Origin of the sequence: Shewanella sp. 4t3-1-2LB, from assembly GCF_017368415.1 — a bacterium.
Classification (GTDB): domain Bacteria; phylum Pseudomonadota; class Gammaproteobacteria; order Enterobacterales; family Shewanellaceae; genus Shewanella; species Shewanella fodinae.
In genome coordinates this window covers 1-21,590 of the sequence record NZ_JAFNJD010000010.1, presented here as the reverse complement: position 1 = coordinate 21,590, position 21,590 = coordinate 1, and the positions used below count along the sequence as shown (strand labels likewise).

Annotated in this window: 18 protein-coding genes and 1 pseudogene; 9 read left to right on the top strand and 10 right to left on the bottom strand. The window is 42.0% G+C overall.

The window, feature by feature from the left end:
• Both hypE and hypA read left to right on the top strand, forming a co-directional pair.
• Positions 1-1,008, top strand: a complete 1,008-nt coding sequence (hypE, locus tag J3L11_RS05670; RefSeq protein WP_189616264.1) for a hydrogenase expression/formation protein HypE — start codon at positions 1-3, stop codon at positions 1,006-1,008.
• A complete protein-coding gene (gene hypA / locus J3L11_RS05665) occupies positions 1,008-1,355 on the top strand; it encodes a hydrogenase/urease nickel incorporation protein HypA (protein WP_133039475.1) in 348 nt (115 codons plus the stop codon). Before hypE ends, hypA begins: the two co-directional genes overlap by 1 nt.
• Before the next feature lie 172 nt (positions 1,356-1,527).
• On the opposite strand, the gene J3L11_RS05660 is transcribed toward hypA, so the two are convergent.
• Both J3L11_RS05660 and J3L11_RS05655 read right to left on the bottom strand, forming a co-directional pair.
• Entirely contained in the window at positions 1,528-3,216 is a 1,689-nt protein-coding gene (locus tag J3L11_RS05660) for a VRR-NUC domain-containing protein (protein ID WP_207570426.1), read from the bottom strand.
• Positions 3,216-3,494 carry a peptidylprolyl isomerase gene (locus tag J3L11_RS05655; protein WP_189616260.1) on the bottom strand — a complete coding sequence of 93 codons (279 nt, stop codon included), beginning with the start codon at positions 3,492-3,494 and terminating at the stop codon, positions 3,216-3,218. Before J3L11_RS05655 ends, J3L11_RS05660 begins: the two co-directional genes overlap by 1 nt.
• A 157-nt stretch (positions 3,495-3,651) precedes the next feature.
• On the opposite strand from J3L11_RS05655, the gene J3L11_RS05650 reads away from it, so the two are divergent.
• The 5 genes from J3L11_RS05650 to J3L11_RS05630 all read left to right on the top strand — a co-directional run bounded on the left by J3L11_RS05650 (position 3,652) and on the right by J3L11_RS05630 (position 9,574).
• The gene (locus tag J3L11_RS05650) at positions 3,652-3,924 is read left to right on the top strand and encodes a YjbQ family protein (RefSeq protein WP_207570425.1); all 273 of its coding nucleotides are present in this window, start codon (positions 3,652-3,654) and stop codon (positions 3,922-3,924) included.
• A 93-nt stretch (positions 3,925-4,017) separates the two neighbouring features.
• Entirely contained in the window at positions 4,018-5,367 is a 1,350-nt protein-coding gene (locus tag J3L11_RS05645) for a site-specific integrase (RefSeq protein WP_207570424.1), read from the top strand.
• Positions 5,360-7,252 (top strand): hypothetical protein, encoded by a 1,893-nt coding sequence (locus tag J3L11_RS05640; protein WP_207570423.1) that lies wholly within the window; start codon positions 5,360-5,362, stop codon positions 7,250-7,252. Before J3L11_RS05645 ends, J3L11_RS05640 begins: the two co-directional genes overlap by 8 nt.
• Positions 7,252-9,255: a hypothetical protein gene (locus J3L11_RS05635; RefSeq protein ID WP_207570422.1), complete on the top strand. Its 2,004-nt coding sequence runs from the start codon at positions 7,252-7,254 to the stop codon at positions 9,253-9,255. The genes J3L11_RS05640 and J3L11_RS05635 overlap by 1 nt, the downstream gene beginning before the upstream one ends.
• A complete protein-coding gene (locus J3L11_RS05630) occupies positions 9,248-9,574 on the top strand; it encodes a hypothetical protein (protein ID WP_207570421.1) in 327 nt (108 codons plus the stop codon). The genes J3L11_RS05635 and J3L11_RS05630 overlap by 8 nt, the downstream gene beginning before the upstream one ends.
• A gap of 23 nt (positions 9,575-9,597) precedes the next feature.
• On the opposite strand, the gene J3L11_RS05625 is transcribed toward J3L11_RS05630, so the two are convergent.
• The 8 genes from J3L11_RS05625 to J3L11_RS05590 all read right to left on the bottom strand — a co-directional run bounded on the left by J3L11_RS05625 (position 9,598) and on the right by J3L11_RS05590 (position 20,800).
• Entirely contained in the window at positions 9,598-10,698 is a 1,101-nt protein-coding gene (locus J3L11_RS05625; protein ID WP_207570420.1) for a hypothetical protein, read from the bottom strand.
• On the bottom strand, positions 10,691-12,442 hold the full coding sequence (locus J3L11_RS05620; protein ID WP_207570419.1) for an AAA family ATPase: 1,752 nt from the start codon (positions 12,440-12,442) through the stop codon (positions 10,691-10,693). The genes J3L11_RS05625 and J3L11_RS05620 overlap by 8 nt, the downstream gene beginning before the upstream one ends.
• The gene (locus tag J3L11_RS05615) at positions 12,442-14,385 is read right to left on the bottom strand and encodes a restriction endonuclease subunit S (protein ID WP_207570418.1); all 1,944 of its coding nucleotides are present in this window, start codon (positions 14,383-14,385) and stop codon (positions 12,442-12,444) included. Before J3L11_RS05615 ends, J3L11_RS05620 begins: the two co-directional genes overlap by 1 nt.
• Entirely contained in the window at positions 14,382-16,841 is a 2,460-nt protein-coding gene (locus J3L11_RS05610; RefSeq protein ID WP_207570417.1) for a class I SAM-dependent DNA methyltransferase, read from the bottom strand. The genes J3L11_RS05615 and J3L11_RS05610 overlap by 4 nt, the downstream gene beginning before the upstream one ends.
• Before the next feature lie 20 nt (positions 16,842-16,861).
• Positions 16,862-19,591 (bottom strand): DEAD/DEAH box helicase family protein, encoded by a 2,730-nt coding sequence (locus J3L11_RS05605; protein ID WP_207570416.1) that lies wholly within the window; start codon positions 19,589-19,591, stop codon positions 16,862-16,864.
• Entirely contained in the window at positions 19,584-19,787 is a 204-nt protein-coding gene (locus J3L11_RS05600) for a helix-turn-helix domain-containing protein (protein ID WP_207570415.1), read from the bottom strand. Before J3L11_RS05600 ends, J3L11_RS05605 begins: the two co-directional genes overlap by 8 nt.
• Before the next feature lie 256 nt (positions 19,788-20,043).
• Positions 20,044-20,469: a secondary thiamine-phosphate synthase enzyme YjbQ gene (locus tag J3L11_RS05595; protein ID WP_207570414.1), complete on the bottom strand. Its 426-nt coding sequence runs from the start codon at positions 20,467-20,469 to the stop codon at positions 20,044-20,046.
• A gap of 13 nt (positions 20,470-20,482) precedes the next feature.
• Positions 20,483-20,800: a helix-turn-helix transcriptional regulator gene (locus tag J3L11_RS05590; RefSeq protein WP_207570413.1), complete on the bottom strand. Its 318-nt coding sequence runs from the start codon at positions 20,798-20,800 to the stop codon at positions 20,483-20,485.
• Positions 20,801-20,913: 113 nt separating this feature from the next.
• Here J3L11_RS05590 and J3L11_RS05585 point away from each other — a divergent pair, with 113 nt between their 5' ends.
• Both J3L11_RS05585 and J3L11_RS05580 read left to right on the top strand, forming a co-directional pair.
• A complete protein-coding gene (locus J3L11_RS05585) occupies positions 20,914-21,180 on the top strand; it encodes a transposase (RefSeq protein WP_207570412.1) in 267 nt (88 codons plus the stop codon).
• A gap of 153 nt (positions 21,181-21,333) precedes the next feature.
• Positions 21,334-21,486, top strand: a pseudogene (locus tag J3L11_RS05580) (YjbQ family protein); the annotation flags it as partial.
• Positions 21,487-21,590 lie beyond the last annotated feature (104 nt).

Here is a 21,590-nt window from a genome sequence, read left to right as displayed (position 1 = left end):
ATGTCGACCCCTAAACAGATCCAACTCAGTCACGGTGGCGGTGGCCGCGAGATGGCCGAATTGATTGGTAAACTCTTTTTTGAAGCCTTTGATAATCAGATCCTGCGCCAAGAAGAAGATGCCGCCAGCCTTAACATGACTGGTCCGATTGCCTTTACTACCGATTCTTTTGTGGTTTCGCCCCTGTTTTTCAAAGGTGGCAATATCGGCAAACTGGCCATTGCAGGCACGGTAAATGATCTGGCAATGATGGGCGCAGAACCGCAGTACCTCAGTTGTGGTTTTATCATTGAAGAAGGCTTTGAAATCGCGAGGCTCAAAGAGATAGTGCAAACCATGGCGGCTGAGCTGAAAAAAAGCGGCGCCAAAATTGTCTGCGGCGATACCAAAGTCGTTCCCAAGGGCTGCGCTGATGGGGTGTTTATTAATACCTCTGGCGTTGGCCGCATCCTCAAGCCGGGAATTTCGGTACACGCGGTACAGCCTGGCGATGCCATTATTCTGTCCCGCGACATTGGTTGTCACGGTGCCGCGATTCTGGCAGCACGTGAAGGACTGGAATTGGAAAGCGAACTGCAATCCGATTGCGCCACGCTGTGGCCTATGGTCGAACAACTGATTGCCGCCAATCTGCCGCTGCACGCTATGCGCGACGCCACCCGCGGCGGTATTGCTGCGGTACTCAATGAATGGGCTAAAGCTGCCAATGTTGGGATTGAGCTCAGCGAAGAAGCGATTCCAGTGCGCGATGAAGTGCGTGGTGTTTGTGAACTCTACGGTTTTGAACCTTGGGACTTAGCAAACGAAGGCACCTTTGTGATCGCCCTGCCCCAAGAAATTGCCGCTGAAGCGATCAACGTCATGCACCAGTTCTGCAATTGCGATCAGGCGCGGATTGTCGGTACCGTCACCGAAGCCAATGCTGAGAAAGTGATCCTGCATTCGCCTTGGGGCAGCAAACGCTACCTAGAACTGCCCGCGGGTGAACTGTTACCGAGGATCTGCTGATGCATGAGTTTTCCATTGTTAGCGCATTAATTGAACAGTGTGAACAGCTTGCGCTAGAGCATCAAGCCAAAGGTATAGCCAGAGTAGCGGTTAAAATTGGCGCGCTCAGTGGCGTTGAACCGCAACTGGTCAAAACCGCTTTTGATACTTTCCGAGAAGATGGCATGTGCAAAGGTGCTGAACTGGAAATGGATGTCGCACCGCTGGAGCTAGACTGCAAAGCCTGCGGCGCTCACTCGATTCCGGACGAAATCGCCTATCTGTGCCCGGTTTGCCAAAGTCGTGACATCAAAGTCAGCGGCGGCGAAGAGATGCTGCTGATGCAGTTGGAACTGATTTACGATTGAGCTTAAATAGTTAACGTCAAAACGGACTGTCGATCCCCGATCCACAGTCCGTTTTTTATGGCGTAAGCCGCTGTTGGCTCGTTATCTGCTAGAGTTAACAAGCGCTCATAAAATCCATAAAAGTGTTTTAAATATATTAATAATCAATAGGTAAGTTGATTTATGCGTTAAGTTATTTAGTATGTATCCAACTCACGTAACACACTTTAGCGGAATAAAAATCGGCTAAGAAGTGTAACCAATGACTTTGATGATCGGCCAGCTTATCGCCTGGACCTTTAACTTCCACAAACTGCGGCGCACCATCGGCCGCGAATAACAGCAGATCGGGGTGACCACTACGATAATGGGCGGGATCCCGCAATATCCGTTGAAATAACGCCAGTAAAAATTCTGTAGAAAAGGTGGTGATACAGCGTTTGAACAGTGGTTCGGTAAAAACTTGCCAATTGACCCAATCGTTCACCAACCCTTGTTTACAGACAAAATGCTGTTGCAGTATGTGCTTATCACCGCTAGCCAGCTGCGCCATCCGCTGGGTAATCAAAGTTTGTCGGCGCGTGACAAAGTCTGGCTGATACATATCCCGGGGCGCTCGCTGATACGGATTATCAAACACACCCGCGACTGGCGCGAAGATAATATCCCAAAATGCCAAGCCGAACAGGCCACATAACACACTGTTTTCACTGAACCAGGCATCATAACCTTGAGCTGCAAAATAATCTGCAGTCAGACGTTCCACACGCATTTCTGGCACTTGAGCTAATTCCAAATGGATTTCATCGGGTTTATACGGTTTTGTTATATCGAAAAGCGCCTGCAATGCCCCCGGTTCAGCGACGGTAAATCGTCTATTAAGTCGATTGCCGATCCTCACCACGGTTTGCTGCTGCGTTTCATTCTGGGCTTGTTGTGCAAGCGAGGTTAATACCGCCAGCGCTTGTGGTGGATTAACCTTTTCCAGACAGCGGCATAGACGTTCTGCGGCAACCCAACCGTGACATTGTTGATACAGTGACATTGCCAACGCTAGCTGTTGCTGCCGTTCGGCTTCTCGTCCCAATTGCAGCAGCAGTTTCTGCCTCCGCCGCTCCAAGAGCGGATTGTCTTGTGGCGCGGGTAATTGTGCCAACCAATCTGCCAGCACAATCGGCTCTTTTTGTTGGGTGGTTTGCTCCCAGTTATCGGCTAACGCCGCCAAGGATAAAGCCGTTTGTAGTTCTATTGATGACTGATAAGTTCGCCCTTCCCGGGTTAATGGGTAACTCTCAAACCGCTGCAAGCCAAGATCGCTTAACACAAACTGACTTAGATCTTGATAGCGATTGCCAAAATACAGCAACAACAGTAGATCCAGTAGCGGCTGACAATTGAGTTGCAGCCAAACCAGCCCCTGTTGTTGCTGCCATTGTGGCAGTTGCGTTTGCAACTCTGGTGTTGCCTGCAACAGCTGCCACAACTGTTGTTTGCTGTGCCAAGGACTAAGCTGTGGGTCATTGATATCATGCAGTAGGGTTTTCAGCTCCGCTAGCGTGACGGCGCTAAACCAGATCTCTAACGGCGGCAACGTTTGTTGCAACAGTTCCGTGTGAAGCAGGGGCTGCGCCGCATCCGCGATATCGCCGATTTCACTGTAATGCAGTTTATCCAGGCGAAACCACTCGCCTTTGCGGGATAATAACCGCACCAGCAACATTTTGCTTTTGTCTGGCAACGACCGATAACACTGTAATGCCCCTTGCTGCTCAGCGGGGAAAATATCCAGATAACGCTCTGCTACGCTCGCCAGCATCTTTTCAAAGTTTTGCAGATAATAATCGGCGGGCAATAGCGCTGTCGTAGCAGGTGTTTCAGCCATCAACTGCGATAAAGCGTCTGGATAAGATGAAACCCGAAGCGGGTTTTTACTGGGCCATGAATCGTAAGTAATGATTTTTTAAACACCACGTCATCAAAGGCTTTGACCATCTGGCCGGGACTAAATTCGCCCAGATCGCCACCTTGTTTTTTGGAGGGACACAGCGAATACTTTTTCGCTAATACCGCAAAATCTTCACCTTTTTCCAAGCGTTGTTTTAGCTTTTCCGCTTCTTCACGGGTCTTGACTAAAATATGGCGGGCACTGGCGCGGGCCATGATATTTCTCTCTTAATTGACACTATGATGACTGGCCGTCAGTTTATCACAGCCGCAGATAACGCTCATCTGCGGTTAATCTAATAGCACGATTTTGGGGTTATGCTATCCCCGCTATCATCAATCACGGCAAGAAACAGCGCAGAGGAATAGACATATGTGGCAACAGCAACTATTGCAGTTACGGGAAAGAAGCCGCGGCTTTCATCTTATCACTACCGACATTGCTGCCGCATTGGCACAGTTCAAGCCGATCAATATAGGGTTGCTGCATCTACAGTTACAACACACCTCAGCATCACTGACGCTCAATGAAAATGCCGATCCCACCGTGCGCGATGACTTTGAGGCTTGGTGCAATCATGCTGTAGCAGAAGACAGCGGTTATTTTCGTCATATCGATGAAGGTGGTGATGTACACTGTAGTTAATTCATTTTCTCCAATATTTGTAGTTCAAAAAATGGACATTTCTATAAGCTCGACTAAACTCTTTTTATAAACAGACCAATATGTGGGTTTCCAATGCCCGAAACATCAAAGTTTATAATCCGTAATCTAGAACTATACACACCCATCGTTAGCAAAAATCGCGATAGTGGAACATATTCAATTAGCAAACAAGAATCTGATCGTTTCCCCATAGACAATTTCTCACACTTCCCAGTGCTGATTGATGAAAAAGGTTTGCCTTGGCCCCCTGCAAATCTATATTTACTGAGTAAACTGGAAAATATAAATACACCAAACCCTAAAACTCTAGAGTCAATCGCTAATGATTTAGTGACTTTTCAAAGGTTTTTACTTTTTGAAAACCTTGCGTATGACTGTTTTCCTAAAAGAAAATTGAGCAGACCGACTTATCGTTATCGGGCATACTTAGTTGCGAAGGTAAAAAATGGAACGATGTCAGCTAATACGGCTAAAAGGAAGATTAGTAGTGTTGTTGGCTTCTATCGTTGGTTGCAAAATCAACCAAATATTAAACTGGGATATCCTGCATGGAATGAGTCAGAAAGGTTTATATCATTTCAAGATGAGTATGGTTTCACACAAGCTAAGCGGGTGCGACAAACAGACATATCATTAAATTTAATGTCCCCAAAAAACATTGAGGAAATAAACGATGGTGGCAAACTAAAACCGTTGACTAAAAATGAACAGCAACAATTGGCCTATGCGTTGAAAGCTATTGGCAACACTGAGATGACCTTAATTTTTTTAGTAGCCTTGACTAGTGGTGCAAGAATTCAAACCGTATGTACCCTTCGGTTCAGTATCCTAAACTCACATCAATGTCAGTCTGGACTATACATTATCCATGCTGGTGGAAAGACTCTAATAGATACCAAGCTCAATAAACCAATAATTCTCTTATTACCTGTTTGGGTAATGGATAAATTGAAAGTATATGCAAATTCACTCAGGTCAAAAAGAAGATGTGACCTATCTTCTCACTATCCAGACGACAAGCAGTCGCAGTATTTATTCTTAACAAAAAGTGGAAAGCCATATTATGTTTCAGAAAAAGACCCACAAATCAAAAGTTACCGCCACCCTCCTAAAGGCGATGCCGTAAGACAATTTATTAAAACCTCTATAGCTAGGGAGATGTCAAAATCAAAGCGAACATTTCAATTTCGATTTCATGATCTTAGAGCTACCTTTGGTTTGAATCTAATAGAAGACCTATTGAATCAATTAAATGGAGGCGATATTTCAAGGTTTGATTTGCTAATGATCGTTAAAGAGCGAATGGGACACAGCAGGCTTGAAACAACGGAGGGTTATTTAAATTATCGAATACATAACAAGTTGCTTATAGAAACTCAAAGTGAATACGAGTTGTTTCTGAAAGGACTGATTGATGGGTGAAAATTTACTCGTAAATAGAAAAACCATTCAAGTTGAAGTTGACTCCCTTTTAGAAGGTTTTCCAAAGGACAAACTTGAGCTTTTCGATCACTCATTGGTGACAGTCAAGTTTAATGAGCGCGTTTCGCCACTAGATATAGGCTCATGGTGCTACCTAAAAAGAGAACCTTCTGGTTATCGGGGGCAAAGAATTGTTCAACTAAGCAGTATTTTGGTAAAAAGAAAAAAAGCGGTTTCGAATGCTCTTGAACACATTGTATTAGAGCTTTCAACTGGTAAATCTGAGCCCTCTTTGCTTTTAGAACTAACTATCTTTGAACGTTTTCTGTCATGGTGTGATAAAAATGATGAAAGCAAAGTTCTTAACAGCCCCGTTGACGCAAGAAATAGTATCGTTTCATATATTTCGACACTAAAAAGTGAGATCAGGTCTCAATCTACAAGTACTCTTACCGCTGTATCTAAACAGAACTACAGCTTGAAATGGCTTGCATTATGTCTTGGCATCGACCAATCTCTGCTAATTGAGGGTATTTCTTTACTCAAGAAAAACATGAGCGCTGTTAATTCAGCGATTACGCCTCTGAACACAGAAGCAGAGTTACAGCTTAAATGTTACAATCAAATTTTCTCTCAAATCACCGATTTATTGACCAACTGTAGGCCTCTCCCTCATAAGTTACATATGCCACAACAAGATATTTGGCTTATGCCACAAAAAAGGGTTTTCGCGACCCCTAAAATGTTAAAGGAAAGAAGTGAGTGGAAGTGGCAATATCGAGCATTAGACTACAAAAACGGGAAAATTTATGATCCCAGTGAAATAGAGCAATTTTATAATGGTAAAACAAGCCATAACTCAGCAAACTCGGCCGTTATAAATGCTTTAAAACTTCAAGCAAAAGTGAACAAGAATCCAAGACATTTTATACGTATCTTTCTTTTCAACTATGCCCAAGCTGCGTTTTATAATCTCTTTCTAGCTAACACGGGCATGAACTCGAAACAAGCCTTTGAATTAGATTGGAATGACGATTTTAAAATAGATAAAGATATCCAAGGGATAAAAGTAATTAAATATCGAGCAAAAGGGAGATTACAGAAATTTCAAATATCCACAACCTTTCTACTAACCTTCAAGTTATTTTTAAAATTAAGAGAGTTTATATTAAACGGAGAAAGTTTCCCAAAACTATTTATTAGTCATCATAATGGAAAATTAAATATACAAACTCTTAGGCGGGATTATCTGACCGGATTAACTCGGAAACACTTGGGTCCTTTAATGGATCGAGTTCCCATTAGCCCGCGTGAATGGCGAGCTTATAAAGCAACAAAAATATTAGAGCAAACAAAAGGTGATATCCAAATCACTGCCGACCTTCTTCAAAACTCTACAACGACATTAAAGAAATCTTATGGGAATATTTCTCTAGAGATTGCTACTTCAGAGTTCAATTCATTTTTTGAACGGCTCAAGGAGCGATCCGAAATAGGAGTATCTAGCACTCCAGCCGGAGGCTGCGTTGATTTAGGTCAACCTATAACTAAACACTCTTCAGTGTCACCTAATTGTAGCATTTATGAACACTGCTTATTTTGTGAAAAATATGCATTCCATGCGGATAAAGAAGATGTCTGGAAGATACTCAGCATGAAATACGTAATCCTAGAAACGCAGTGTTTAGCTAGCTCTATTGAACACTTTAATCAGTTGTTTTCAGAAGTCCTAGGCAGGATTGAACATCTCATTAAGCTCGCTGTTGAAACAAATAAAATGACTATGAATGAAGTTAATAAGATAGAGAAGGAAGTTCAAGAAGAGGAACTTTCACCATATTGGAAAAATAAACTAAATTTGCTTGTAAACATAGGAGCATTGTAATGATAACCTATGAATCTGGAGTCTATCTGAACGGTTTTTCTCCTGATAAATATTCACCAGATAATTTTAATGATACTTTTCACGCGCCAGATGATAGTTTTGTTATAAGTAGAAACATACATGGTCAGCCTCTTTCTCTATATGGCAATGAAATATGGGATCTATCACCTTATAAACTCACCATAGTCGGCAATAGTAGAATTAATTTTTGCTCATGGATAAAAAATAAAAATAGAAACGATGAGGCTAATACCAAGATTTTTAAATGGATAATTTTCATAATTATTTATATAACCCCCAACAATGGTTATGATAGTGTTAAATCTGTAGGAACTATAATATCTTATTCAGTAATGATACGCCATTTATTGAAGAAAATTTCCAATGAAGAATACTCACTGAAAGAGTTCTTAGAATCTCAAACACTTATAAATTCAAAACTGAACCTTCTTTCAAAAGAGGCAATTAGAATTTTACCCTCACTACTAAGCTATTTTCTCTTACTAGGCAAGAAAAAAACTGGATTAACACCTGTTAATAAAAATTTTATTTATTCATTGTCACACTATATTTCAGGTGCTCAATTTACCTATGACCAGACTCCCGTCATTCCAACAAGAATTTACTCATCTATCATAAAAGTGTTACAAACAAATATTAGCTCCGTTCTAGCATGTAAAAGTATGTTGATTAAATTTTTAGAGCGGGTTCAAAAAAGTAAGACCTATGCAAGATCGCCTTATTCACAGAGAAACTACTGGAAATTAACTAACAAAAAACAGTTTGATAGTTATGATACTTTTTTCCCCGATGCTATAGATGAATTTGGTTTAACAGACCTATTTAACAAGTTTGAAATTAGATCAATAGTTAACTTACCTTCATTCTTAAAACTGATTCAAAATCTAGTAAGAGTCCAAATCCATCTGTATTCAGGGATGAGACGAAGCGAGGTGCTTAGTCTGAAGCTTGATTGCTTAAAAATTGACACATCAGCAGGTAAATCAATATATTACATTGATGGTGTTACAACAAAATTGACAAAATCAAAGAAGCCTTGCCGATGGATAATCGGTCCTGAAGCAGTGTCAGGAATCGAGCTATGTCAAGACATTGTATCAGTTATTGCTAAAACTCATAGTTTCAAAAGCCCCAATAATTTTTATCTATTTAGTAACATTGCACACATAGCCAAGGCAAACTTCAAACCCCAACCTGAATCAATTAGCAATTTTTTTATGGCATTCGATAACAATAAACTATTAAAGCTATTTGACTGTGAAACTCGCATCGATGAATGTGACCTTGAAGAACTGAGGATGTTATGCCCTGAACGAAATTGGGACGAAGAGCAAAAGTTTCAAAAGGGAAATGCTTGGCCAATTGCAACACATCAGTTTAGGCGCTCATTGGCATTCTATGTAGCACAGTCAGGACTCGTCTCTCTACCTTCGCTGAAACAACAACTTAAGCATACCACTAACTATATGTCTCTTTACTATGCTAAAGGTTCTGGAATGCAGCTAAACTTTTTTATGCAAGGTAATAAGGAACACTTTATATCGGAGTTGAATAAAGTTAAACCTGTTGCAGACGCTCTTGCTTTTATTAAATCAATTCTAGAATCTAATACCCTCCTTGAAGGTACCGGTGGGCGATATATTGAAAAATATACCAAGCCTCGAAATGACATGAATGTAAACCTAATTAGTAGAGAAGATATAATTAAAAAATTTAGAAATGGTGAGATTGCATATACGGAAACGCCTTTGGGGGCATGCCTTTCGGTAAAGCCTTGTGATAAAAAAGCGTTAAGAGCAGTTTCAGCATGCATTGATTGTGATAAGGCGGTGATCAAAACCCACAAACTAGACCATGTCATCCAATCAATGGAAATTTTCGTCCAGAAATTAGAACCTACCTCCATAGAGCATAAATTTGAAAATGAGCAGCTTCAAGACTTGATACGCATGCAGTGCAAGATAAGGAGACGTGATGAGTAATATTCTAGAATATTTTGAAGCATTAGAACGCCTTAAAAATGGTACTTCGGTCAATGTACCTAAAGGCACTAAAATTACCAATGATTCCGTAGCATTGGAGGCCGGAAGGAAGAAAGGAAGCATTAAGAAATCTCGTAAAGTATTTGCAAGCTTAATTGAAGAGATTGAAAAGTCGAAAGAGTTAAAATTCTCGCAAGTGCAAATATTTGAAGCTAAGCTACGCATAGAAAAGCAAAAAACTGAAGAATACAGAGATAAATACGAAGCTGTACTAGCAGAAAATCTAATGTTAATTAGTAAACTTAATAAGCTTATTTGAACCAGTCTCGGCTAATGTAATCCTTACGTCATATAACTTAGTTCATCATGCCAAGCGGAAAGTCTATCTGGTTGTAGTAACGCTTCAGCTAATACACTAAGAACTTCATATTGCGGTTCTCTTGCATTCAGATCGTCTTTCCATTGTTCAATATAAGAATGAATATCTTCGATCGTATGGCGATTTTGTCCATTATTTATTTTTTTTTGCTCTCTCCTTCTTAAAGTATCTTGGTGAGAGGTATATTTCGCCTTAAATGATCTCGTCCAGCGACTTGTTAAATTTAACAGCGAATCCAAATTATCTGCTTTTGATTGATCTGCTGTGTTTATTGTTGTGCATTTTACTGAGAGTGAAGGTAAATCGTAGGTAAGTTGTATCGTTCCATTTCCAGGTCTTAGATATGGGTGAAACCAATCTGCGAAATTGCCGACAGTATGGACTGGCTTGTCACCTTTGTTTGGCGATTCGTTACATACACTACAGATAAGAGTTAGGTTGTCTTGACACATACTCAGCAGAGGATAGGCGCTTTTAATAATCCAATGATCAACATGTGGAGTGTCTCCAAGTCTATCACCGCAGAGTACGCAAATTTCATATGCATCGGAGTGAGGATTTATACGGTGGGCATCACGGAAATCCTTTACATATTTAGCATACGTGACTCCCCCTGTCACAGTTGGTGCGCCATTGGGCAAAAAGGGTAACCCGCTGCGAAACCCTTTTTCATAAAAAGCTTCCAATAATACTTTAAATGCTTTCCATTCTGCTTCAGGAATTGGCTTAGTAGTTGGCCAAAGTCCAGGTACGGCAGAAAATTGATTTGTAAGTAAAGCAACTGAATTTACCCAATTAGTCAGTGCCGCCTTATTTTGACCAGACATGTTTGCGACAATTTGCGCTCGCTCTAACAGAGTGCTTTGCTTTTCAACGCGTTGAAGAAAGTTCCACAACCAATTAGCTTCAATAGCTGTTGCTAAAATAGGTGGTTGCAAACCTTGCTGAGTCACACTTACTGAAGTAATCGCAGGATCACAAAGCCAAAGTGCGAACTTTTTCATCAATTGCTGGCAAGCAGCCAGTGCAGGCGAACAGGTAACGCGATGAATAGGTTTAAGCATTTTCACCTCGCCAGGAATTCAATAAAGTTCGTAACTCACTACGATAAAAACCGGAGCCCATGCGTGATATTAGTTGCTCAAGATCTGATATTTCTTCTGGCGTACCTTTGACTTGTTTCAGTTTTTCCTCAATATATTCCTGTGCACGCTTCCCGATACTATCTTCTGCTTCAAATACTGTCATCATCAATGCACTTGGGTCAGTGGCGAAGGTAGGTTCATTAACTGGTATAACATGAGATCCTTTATCAGTTTTCTGCACCATAACAATTTCGTTATTAAACACGTCAGAGAGAACAATCGCTGAATGCGTCGAAATTAGAACATCATTAGATGTTCGACCTATTGCATCATCAATTATATCGACAATTTCCCGTTTCCATCTGTCATTAAAATGTGTTTCCGGCTCATCCAACAATAAAAGAGTATCCTGCTGGCCGTGAAACAAGTGAAACAAGGCCATTCGTCCCAGCACCATCTGTTCACCATCAGATAATTCTTCATAACGCAGAATACCAATGTCATCGTTTATGTCTTCATCATTAGGCTCTGGTGCAGTGTTGCGGCGTATACGCAATAAAACATCCTCAAATAAACCTGCTCGCTTGAGTTCTAACAAGTGAGTAAACACGTCAAATGGTTTCGTATTTTCGCCCGCACTACCGCCCAGCAAACTTAACAATGCTTCACCATGAGAGTCGCTATTTTTCAGTTCTCTTTGTGAAGCAGATACAAATGACACCCCTTGATTGTTAAAGGAATTATTAATATCAAAGTACAGTGTGCGACGTTGCTCAAACGGATGTGGTTCAGATACAACATCACTTGCACATAACCACCAATCATGAGCTGTCTCGCACAGAGATTCACTCCAATTATCTGTCTGAAGATGGCTACGGAATGCTACAGATATCAGCTTATGCCATCCGCCACTAGTGAGCAGGGTATCTAGGGAATTTTTGACATCACTTTGTACTTTGAAGGATTGGGAAAGTGATACGGCCAACAAGGCGCATTTAAGCAATGTGGTATCCAACAAAATGGGTCGTCGGAACTGTACAGTGTCTGCACGAATGCTACCAAATTGATCTCGGGCACTATCTTCAGAAGCTTGTTGAGATAGTTGAAAGCTTTTCTCTTGTTCTATCGTCCAACCTGCTGGTCGCTCATCGTTTAGTACATCCTCGCTGTTTTCTAAGAAGTCTTCGGAGTCTTGATTGCGGTTCCAAACTGAACGCCAGGGGCGTAAATCACCGGTAGTATATGCAAGTACTGCCGTCGGCAAAGCAATTTGTGGAGGGGTACTATCCCGTAGCGGCCAGTTTCCCGGTTCAATTAATGGGATGAATGCAGAGTCATTTGGTTTACCAGCTTTGCTCAGTTGTTCAAAGAAAACATCAAAAATATCTTGTTTTGTGTGATCTTCAAAAAAGAAACGTTCACGAATCCATAGGCTGGCCTTTTTTCGTCCGCCAGGACAATGTAACAGCAAGGTTCGATGATTCGTTTTACCTCGAATCCCTAGTTCATATACCAAATTGACAGGAAATGCAGATACACGTAAATCAGACAAAGCTAAAAATACCTCTGCCACAGCGCGTAATAAGTTGGATTTACCACTGCCATTAACACCAACAACAAAGCGAATAGCGCATTCACGAGCCAGTGGAGAACCACTGGCAAAGCAAACTTTAATATCATTAATTGGCGGGTAATTTTTGAGGTGTAAGTACCGTAAACGCATTATGCCACCTCCAGTTCAATTAATTTTGCGCTTACACTAAGCTTATCGGCGATATCACTTCTCAGATCATCAAGCGACTCATAATGCATCCCTTGGTCGATTAGGTGGGTAGTGTCTTTTCCGCTACTATCGGTGAGAGAAATAACCTGAAACATACCATCAGCGCCTGCGTTAGAAGAGGTTTCGTAATCAAGTTCAACCTCAAAATAAAGCGTATTTCCTTCGCTGTTTGAAAGGGATTTACGCAACTGTTGTAAATCCTTCATGCGAGTCAATTCTTCGGCACGCAAGGGGCGAAACGCTTTGAGGTATTCACGCTCGTCAGTTTCAGCATTTTGCTTAGGCAAAGTAATTTTGGCGATTAAACCGAGTGACGCCAGTTGGCTGAGTGTGCGCCGAATACGGTTACCGAGTGATTCTCCGAATTCCTGTAAGCTTTCGGAGACTGAATCGTCATCCAAAAATCGCGCAAAGACTTCAGGATCTTCGACTATCAATGATTGTCCGCTCTCTTGGCAATATCCTGTAAACAAAGTCAAAACTTTGCACTGAAACTTGCTGAGTTCAGCTTGTAGTCGGTGCTGAACTTTTCGCGCAGGGATTTCATTCTGAATACTATAAGTCGATGATATTTTGGGGCTGACACTAAATATTTTGGCGCCTTGTGCGCGAAGTAACGCATCTCGCGCAAATGCTTCTTCGGCAAGTTCTCGTGCATGCACTTCACGCCAACGGCTCGTTAACTGACCAATTAACGCCTGCCTTAAAATTAGATTACTTAATTCTGAATATCTATCCATCTTCGCAAGTATTTGAGTGCGAAGCTCTTCAAGCGACTGCACCAAATTTGCGAACTTCTCCTGTAACTCTAAAGGAGGCAAAGGAACCGTGATTCGACCTAAATCCGTAGGACTGACATTGGCCATACTCACTGCCTGTTTCGCAGAATTGAATAGGCGATATTTACCGTAAGCACTATTCAGTGTTGCCCAGAGATATTCTGACAAAATTTTTGGCTTAAGACGCAAGCGAACAAGATATGAGGCGTAACTGTATTGGCCATCAACTGGCCGCCAGATCGCACACTTTCCAACTAGCTCTTTGGAATTTGTTCGATTAAATAATAGATCACCATCCATTAGTTTGGTTGCCTGAATGTCTTTCTCAGACAAACTGGCGTATTTCAAATCGGATAAATCTATCCAACCGCTAGTAGTAATGCTGTTCATACGCAGCACAGCATGTGTACCGGTTTCTTCCATTGCCTCTGAGACACCATATTGAAAATCAGCTATGCAATCTTTAATTCTTATCGGGTCAACAAGACCATCATTTTGATACCAATCACTAAAGTATTGCCAATATGCTGTTTTTACAAGCTCATCAATCTTGTCACTGATTGATTGTTTGGTTTTATCTATTGACCTCACTTGTTGCAAAATCTGAACGATTTGCTGCTGTTCAGAAATTACAGGAAGCGGTAGTTTGAAAGACGCAAGCGTATTACTCTCAATCCCCGCCTGACTTACCCATCTTTTCGCACGAGTTTTTGAATAACCCATTGACCACAAAAAGTGAAGATTGCTTGCGAGATATTCGGGTGAAATTAGCTTGGAATTTACTTGTAAACGAGTCATGTGATTAGAAAAAACGAACTCACCTTCTTGATCAAAGACGGCCGATTTACCTACCCACTCCTCGCTATTGGTGTTGTTAAAAATAACATCACCAATCGATAGAGAATAGCGAGCTGTTTCTTTATCACTCGCAGTTATGTGCTTTATCCCTTCTAGGCTAATGTCCCCTTCTGGGGTGATATTGTGGGTGCGAATTTGTGGCGTTGTCCCTTCATCTTCCTCACCTGGCTTTTGTGCAAAGCCAGGTTGGATATCTAGAACTACTGCTCCTACCGTTGTTTGTACCCATGATTTAGGAAGGCTCATTCACGCCCCTCCACCATCGTCAGCAATCTATCCAAACCTTTGATAATATCTTGCTCGGTAGCTTTTAGTTCACCTATTAACTCAACGACACTTTTGTCACTTTTGATCTGGGTAAAATCAAACGGTTTGTATTGCCCAGCGGAGAGGTTCCAATCCCGAGCTTCAATGCAGTCAGGCTCCAGCAAGTCGTCTTTTAACTTGCCCTTATCGTCATAAAGGCCTTGCGCCAACATCTCTTCTATATAGGCGCTACGAACTAGTCCATCTGCATCGTGTGAGCCGACAAGCATACCGTCATCGCTGTGCCACTTTTCGTCGACTGCCCAAGCTCTTACCGGCACGACCCAATGTTTGGCATCTTTTAACTCTGTTTGTTGGTCAATGGCCAAACTGCGTAGTGTGACATCAAAGCCATCTATCTTCGCCAGCTCTCGGGCAATCGGCAGCATTTCAGCATCCAGATCACTGACCATGTTAGATTCGGTAATTTGTAGATTTTGCGCATCACGAATAATATGCTCGTAGAAGTTCAGAGATGCATTAAGTATGTCTTTAACAATATCTTTCCATAGAGGCAGTGCTGCGCCGTCTTCTGGTTCAAAAAATTTGTGTAACTCTCGAGCGCTGCGATTAAACGCCTGCTGTCTAGGTTTTATGGCTTTTAGCCATTCGCTGAGTGCTTTTTCTGAGTCAAATTTTTTCTTACCTTTACCGAATTCTCGCCATTTTTCCCATACAGGTATACTTGCCTGAGCAAAATAACGATTTGCCAACTCGCCTAATGCTTTACTGACAGTATTGCGAACTTGTTTTTCAGCTTCTTTTGGGTCTGAGGGCAGTTCTGGGAATAATTCGTGAATGGGCCATACCTGTCCATCCCACATGCCAGTATCTGGCAATGAAGTAAACGCTTCTCCTGCAGGAGTCAATTTGTCGGCGGTATCTCGTAGCAAAGCTTGGCGCCATCGCTCAGTGTGGAATTTTGGCTGGAAGTGTATTTTCTCGTTTTGTTTTGCGCCGGAGCGGCCCTGCTCGATCCAGGCTTTAAATTTAACCAATGCATCCCACAGGTCATTCTGCTGACCTGGGCGCTCATTCCGCTTAGCATCTTTGGTGTAGCCGTCTTCGTCAACTTCGTAAAACCAAATGTACTCACTGAGTGGGGCCGCATTGCTCGGCAGAGTTTGCTTATTGTCTCTGCGAGTTACTTTCCTGAAAATTAATATCGACGTTTTAACACCTGTATAAGGTTGAAATACGCCACCAGGGAGTGAGATAACACCTTCGACCACATGCTCAGCTAACAGCTCACGGCGTAAGCGCACGTGGGCATCGGTATTACCAAATAAAACACCTTCCGGGATGACGACCGCACAGCGCCCACCTATATCCAGTAGGTCTAGCATTAACCATAAAAAGAGCAGCTCGCTTTTATTGGTCACAGCGTCATCTTTTTTCTTGCCGCCCCCCCCCACGCGAGGAAAAAGCACAGAATTTGGTTCCAAATCACCGCTATCAACAGTGCCAGTGAAGGGGGGGTTAGCTAATACAAAGTTATAGGTTTCGGGTTCAAGCAGTTCTTTAAGGTTTTTCTTTCCTTCACGCTTACTGAGAGAGTCCCCTTGTATTAGATGCGGATCGGTAACGTCATGTAGAACGAGGTTCATCCAACCGATACGCGCCATAGTGCGGTCATTATCTAAACCGACAAAGTTGGCACCATTATGGATGGCGGTATATTGATCTGTTGTTGCCGCTGCACCGTCAGTATGGTGAGGAGTGCCATCCCACTCCAGAACAAGGTTTTCTTGTGTGGAGTATTTGCGCATTAAATGCTGTTGTGTACTAAACAAAAAGCCGCCTGTCCCTGCTGCAGGATCTATAACCCGCTGACCAGGCTCTGGGTCAAGTAACTCAACAATGAATCGAATTATATGCCTTGGGGTACGGAATTGACCGTTCTTCCCTGCCGTTGCCACTTCGCTGAGTAAATACTCAAAAGTGTCACCCATAATATCTTGTGCAGCTGAACCATCACCAGCACGGGCAAAAAGTTGGTCAATTGAGTCTATCGTATCTGAAAGAACTTTGCCTTTGTTAGGATCTAGCTGAAAATAAGCGTCGGCCATACGATTGTTTAAGCTGGCCAGTTCCGTGTCATCTTCGGTATTGCTGCTGAAGTGTTTTTCAAGTTCACGTAGCCACGGGAATACAACATCTATAAGGTGCGATGGATTGGTCTTTTCCTGGCGAATGTAGCTCCACTTGCAAGTCTCATGACCTGTGTAAATAGATGTGAAGCCACGTTGTTGACGTTTGAGATCGATATCTTCTAACCGCTTTAGGAAAAGAAGATAAGTAATTTGTTCAACGGCAACTAATGGGTTGGTAAGCCCTGCTGCCCAAAAACGGTTCCAAAGCTCATTGACTTTTTTCTTTATGTGTGGAACTAGCATTTAATATGTCCTGTTCGTTCTTAAACCGCTTCATCCAACAAATTGTTGGTAAAATTGATTAATTCTTCGATATTTTGAGATGGAAAGAGTGCCTCTACACGGCCAACCCTTGAGAGTGGTGGCTCGCTGAGTGTGGCACGAGTGATACGGCCGTGGCGCAACACTGCCGTTTTTACTGCGCGCAGAAAATAAAGTTGGTTGGCTCGAAAATATCCATGTTCGGCAATAAAAGCATCAAAGGCTTCATTGATACGCTGTTCTCTATTGGGTAGTTGAGCATCTTGGCAAAGTATATGCCTCAGAAAGTCAGCCAAGGACGCAGCAGGTGCTTCAAACGCTTTTCGTAATGAGTCTTCCGTGACAAATAGATCTGACTGGTTTAGCGTGTTACTGATTTGTTCAAGCTCTGTATCATTTAATGGCTCGCCTTGCTTGAGTTTTGCTAATTCTGGCAACTGGTCAGCTAAACGTTTAACCATTGCCTCGACTTGCTCGCGATAACTTTCAGCAAATGCACCTTCACCTGTTGGACCATAAATAATCCAGCTACGTTGGGTAATACTGTCTGGCAGATTTATCTCCACTGCTTTGTTTGGTGTGCTGGTGCGATAACGCATCAATGGAGCAAAAAGGGATTGAAGATTTTCCAAACGCTCCAGATTAATGTGTAACCAAAAGCCTTCGGTTAGAACCCAGGCTCGCTGCTCGGCTACTTCTTGAACTTCTGGAATATTCTCAGCAAGGGTTTTAATTACTTCCTGAATGCGTTCGCAGACTCTTGTCTGATCTACTGTATCGCTTTTGAGCCAAGCAATGACAAAGCGTTCACACCAGATCCGAAACTGGAGTTCATCCAACCCAGCCAATGGTGCTAGACTCATTAATGGTGCAATGGTTTTTGCAAGATATTCAATTGATTCATCGCTCGGATCTGGCCATTGTTTCACAAGTACATCAAGTTCATCCCAGTGCGGCCGTACGTTGATGCTTTGCCTTGGGAGTGCTTGTACCATTACCAATAGTTCTTTAACCGTAGTTCGTGAGTCATGCTGCTGGGCATGCAATAACTGCCATTTTTCTAAACGCAACCGAAACAGACGAACAGGAAGCGGTTCACTAGGATGATCTATCTCGCCATCTGGTTTTAGTTTGAAGTAAGCAAAGTTTTTCCAGTGGTCGATAATGAGAAAATCTTTTTTAATCGTGCCCGTGGATTTGTCGGTATAAAGGCGTGTTCCGCGTCCAATCATTTGCCAAAATTTAATCTTACTAAATACTGGCTTAGCAAAGACGAGATTTTGTATAGCGGGGACATCAACACCTGTATCTAGCATATCTACCGAAATTGCCACTCGTGGCATCGTCCGATATTTGAAGTCTTCTAGTGTGGAGTCCGCACGTTCCATATGACTATCTATAATTTCCGCGACACCCTGACGTTGTAACTCTGGATAAAGGCGATTAAACGCCTCGTAAAGACCTTTTGCATGAGCATGACTCACGGCGAAAATAATCGATTTGTGTGGCAGGCCACGAATATCTTTACGGCATTTTTCCAGGAACTCACGAACCATGGCATCATTAGTTCCCTGATTAATAATGCTTTTTTCTATATCGCTGCCATCAAAGTTGAGTTCATCTAATTCTACACCTTGGTCAGACGCCATTTGTTTTAGTGGCTCAGGAAGAGCATCACCTTGAATGCCTTTCAGTTGGAAATTTGTCTGTGCATCCAATACGCGATAGTTAACGAGATTATTATCGGCTATAGCTTGTGCATAGCTGTAGTAATAACTAGGAGCGCCATTTCCACAGTCAAATAGTTCGAAAGTGTTGTGATCGATATAATCGGTTGGTGTTGCTGTGAGACCTAGCTGTATAGTGTCAAAATGATCAAATATTGCTTTGTAACGATTATATATAGAGCGATGGCTTTCATCCGCCACAATCATGTCGTAATACCCAACAGACAGGCGTGAATACACCTGCATCATACTCGGGTAGGTTGAAAATTGGATTCGTGCCCCCGAGGTTTGACCGGACTCAATTCGATCTAGGCTCTCATTTGGCAGATGCGCTTTAAATTCCGACATGGCTTGGCGAACAAGTTCCCGTCTGTCCGCTAGAAATAGTACTCGCTGAACTCGTTTGGATCGCAGCAGAGCATCGACGAGAGCAATGGTAGTTCTTGTTTTACCGGTTCCGGTAGCCATAATCAGCAAGAATTTTCGTTTAGCTTCATCCATGCCTTCTGTTACACGACGTATTGCTTCGTTTTGATAGTCACGTCCTGCAATATCTGCATTAATAGAAATGCTATTCAGTGGTTGCGCATATTGACGTTGATGGCGTAAACGCTCTAGGTCATCTCTAGTATAAAAGCCCGATATTTTTCTGGGTGCGTATCGTTCCCGATCCCAAAATTGAATTTCTTTGCCGTTGGTAAGAAAAATAAATGGATCGCTATCGAACTTTGCTTTGATTAAGTCCGCATAGTCTGCCGCCTGTCGTTTTCCTGCAAGCTCATCACGTGAAGACTTCTTTGCCTCTACTATGGCAATTGGATTTCCATCTGAGCCTAAAAGGACATAGTCGGCAAATTGTTGGACAAAACCTTTGCTTTCTGGCTCGCTAGTTTTGAGCAGAAACTCTTCAATTAAGGTCCGGCGACTATTCGACCAGCCTGCATAAGCTAACTGTGAATCAATCAAGTCAATACGAGTTTGTGCTTCAGTTTGAAGTTCAGTCATGACATCCATTGTCCCCGTGATAAGCCGCACCTCCTTCGCGCACCCATTCATCTACTTCTGATAACTGAAACTTCCAAAGCCTTCCGATTTTGTGTGCCGGTAAATTCTTTCTCTCACGCCAGCGATAAACAGTATCTTTCGCTACACCTAAATGATGCGCCACTTCACTTGCGGTAACCCATTGTTCGGAGCTCATGAAAATTGAAATTCCAAAAGTCTAAAGTCGTCTAAAGTCGTCTAAAGTCGTCTAAAGTCGTCTATGATATTCAAAAGTCTACCTTATAAATTCAAAGTTGTCATTTTAACCTACAAGGAAATTACGGAAGATGGCTAGTAAAAGTGGTGTGCTGATTGAACAATTTAAGGTGCAGAGATTGAATAAAACTTGCGATTAACACATTGAAAAATTTAGTTTATTCTTTAAATTTTCCGGCTTATTAGTATTTACAGTATTAGACTCCGTTCATAGTTATGAACAATTTTCTATTTCCCCCATTATTACGGTGTTCCCCTAGATATATGCCTTGCCAACAACCTAGTTTAAGCTGACCATTTTGAATTGGAATATTAACACTGCAGCCTATAACACTGCTTTTAACGTGAGCGGAAAGATCATCGGGACCTTCATATGTATGCAAATAGTATGGCTCGTATTCAGGAACCAAACGTGAAAAATAACTTTCAAAATCATGTCTAACTGTTGGGTCAGCGTTCTCGTTAACACTAAGCGACGCGGAAGTATGTAGTAAAAACATATTACACATACCCATCTTGAATGAGGTGATATCATATAATTGTTTTAAAATCTCATCCGTGACCAAGTGGAAGCCTCTTGACTTGGCTTTCAACGTAATTTCTTTCTGAACCCATTTTGACATGATGCTGATCTCATTAACTTTTATGGTTTTCTTTCTTAACCTTTTCTATGAGTTCACGCTGCTTCTCTTCGCTAAGTGAATCGAAAAGAAGAACAAACTCTGCCATTATGTCAGTTTCACAAAAAAAATAGTTTAATGGAACGTCGAGTTCCTCAGCCAAGCGCTTCAACGTTGACACATCTGGAACGTGCCGACCTTTCTCATAGTGATTCATGCGTCCACTCGCTGAACTTGGTTCCATCCCAATTCTAATGCCAAGTTCTTTTTGAGAGATTCCAGCTCTAGTTCGAGCACTTTTAAGACGCTCTGGAAAAGGGTTTGAAAATTGCAAAATTTGCTAATCATCATCAAGCTCTATCATACTTAGATTGTCTAAGTTTTATAGTAACATGTATACTTAGGAATACTAAGCATCATTGCTAAAGTCATAAGTTTGAAAGCCATATGTATAAGCTATATAACGATAAAGAAAAGCAAAAGTTGATACGCGAAGTTATTGCAAAGGGTAAGTCAGTAGCTGATGTAGCAACTTCCAATGGAGTCTCAGTTAGCACTATTCATAGATGGGTAAAGGATGCGCAATCATTTAAGCAAGAACAGAACTCCGATAAGGTTTGCAATCAACTTGAATCAGAAATAAAGGTTCTTACTAAAGAAAGAGAAACCCTCATGCAAGCGATGGCCATTTACATAAGGGAATTCAACAAATAGATTTTGCATTTATTAGTGCACCAAGAAAAATTTTAGATGGGCTTAGGAAAGCAAAATGTCAATTTTTTCACAAATAGATGGACATCCCGAATTTTAACTGTTCAATATTAATCAATAAGATACATGTCCATTTTTCTTCAACTTGTGTGTACTGATGATATGCCGGCACACATCAAGTCCAGTCTGCTCGGCACCAGTTTACTGTTGCCGATACGCAATGGGCAGTTGGCGTTAGGCACTTGGCAAGGCATCTATCTGGGCGAACACCGCAATCACGGCGGTAACCAGGGTCGGAGCACACTTTGAGCAATTTCTAACCAAAGAACACTTTTTCACGGTAGTCATCGCTCCAGCTAGCTTGTTTTAGTTTGTTCCGCTGGCTCGGTGAGCCGCAATCACACTGCCGCAGT

Coding starts and splice junctions, on each gene's coding strand:
- hypE (WP_189616264.1), top strand. CDS start 1: ATGTCGACCCCTAAACAGATCCAACTCAGTCACGGTGGCGGTGGCCGC.
- hypA (WP_133039475.1), top strand. CDS start 1,008: ATGCATGAGTTTTCCATTGTTAGCGCATTAATTGAACAGTGTGAACAG.
- J3L11_RS05660 (WP_207570426.1), bottom strand. CDS start 3,216: ATGGCTGAAACACCTGCTACGACAGCGCTATTGCCCGCCGATTATTAT.
- J3L11_RS05655 (WP_189616260.1), bottom strand. CDS start 3,494: ATGGCCCGCGCCAGTGCCCGCCATATTTTAGTCAAGACCCGTGAAGAA.
- J3L11_RS05650 (WP_207570425.1), top strand. CDS start 3,652: ATGTGGCAACAGCAACTATTGCAGTTACGGGAAAGAAGCCGCGGCTTT.
- J3L11_RS05645 (WP_207570424.1), top strand. CDS start 4,018: ATGCCCGAAACATCAAAGTTTATAATCCGTAATCTAGAACTATACACA.
- J3L11_RS05640 (WP_207570423.1), top strand. CDS start 5,360: ATGGGTGAAAATTTACTCGTAAATAGAAAAACCATTCAAGTTGAAGTT.
- J3L11_RS05635 (WP_207570422.1), top strand. CDS start 7,252: ATGATAACCTATGAATCTGGAGTCTATCTGAACGGTTTTTCTCCTGAT.
- J3L11_RS05630 (WP_207570421.1), top strand. CDS start 9,248: ATGAGTAATATTCTAGAATATTTTGAAGCATTAGAACGCCTTAAAAAT.
- J3L11_RS05625 (WP_207570420.1), bottom strand. CDS start 10,698: ATGCTTAAACCTATTCATCGCGTTACCTGTTCGCCTGCACTGGCTGCT.
- J3L11_RS05620 (WP_207570419.1), bottom strand. CDS start 12,442: ATGCGTTTACGGTACTTACACCTCAAAAATTACCCGCCAATTAATGAT.
- J3L11_RS05615 (WP_207570418.1), bottom strand. CDS start 14,385: ATGAGCCTTCCTAAATCATGGGTACAAACAACGGTAGGAGCAGTAGTT.
- J3L11_RS05610 (WP_207570417.1), bottom strand. CDS start 16,841: ATGCTAGTTCCACACATAAAGAAAAAAGTCAATGAGCTTTGGAACCGT.
- J3L11_RS05605 (WP_207570416.1), bottom strand. CDS start 19,591: ATGACTGAACTTCAAACTGAAGCACAAACTCGTATTGACTTGATTGAT.
- J3L11_RS05600 (WP_207570415.1), bottom strand. CDS start 19,787: ATGAGCTCCGAACAATGGGTTACCGCAAGTGAAGTGGCGCATCATTTA.
- J3L11_RS05595 (WP_207570414.1), bottom strand. CDS start 20,469: ATGTCAAAATGGGTTCAGAAAGAAATTACGTTGAAAGCCAAGTCAAGA.
- J3L11_RS05585 (WP_207570412.1), top strand. CDS start 20,914: ATGTATAAGCTATATAACGATAAAGAAAAGCAAAAGTTGATACGCGAA.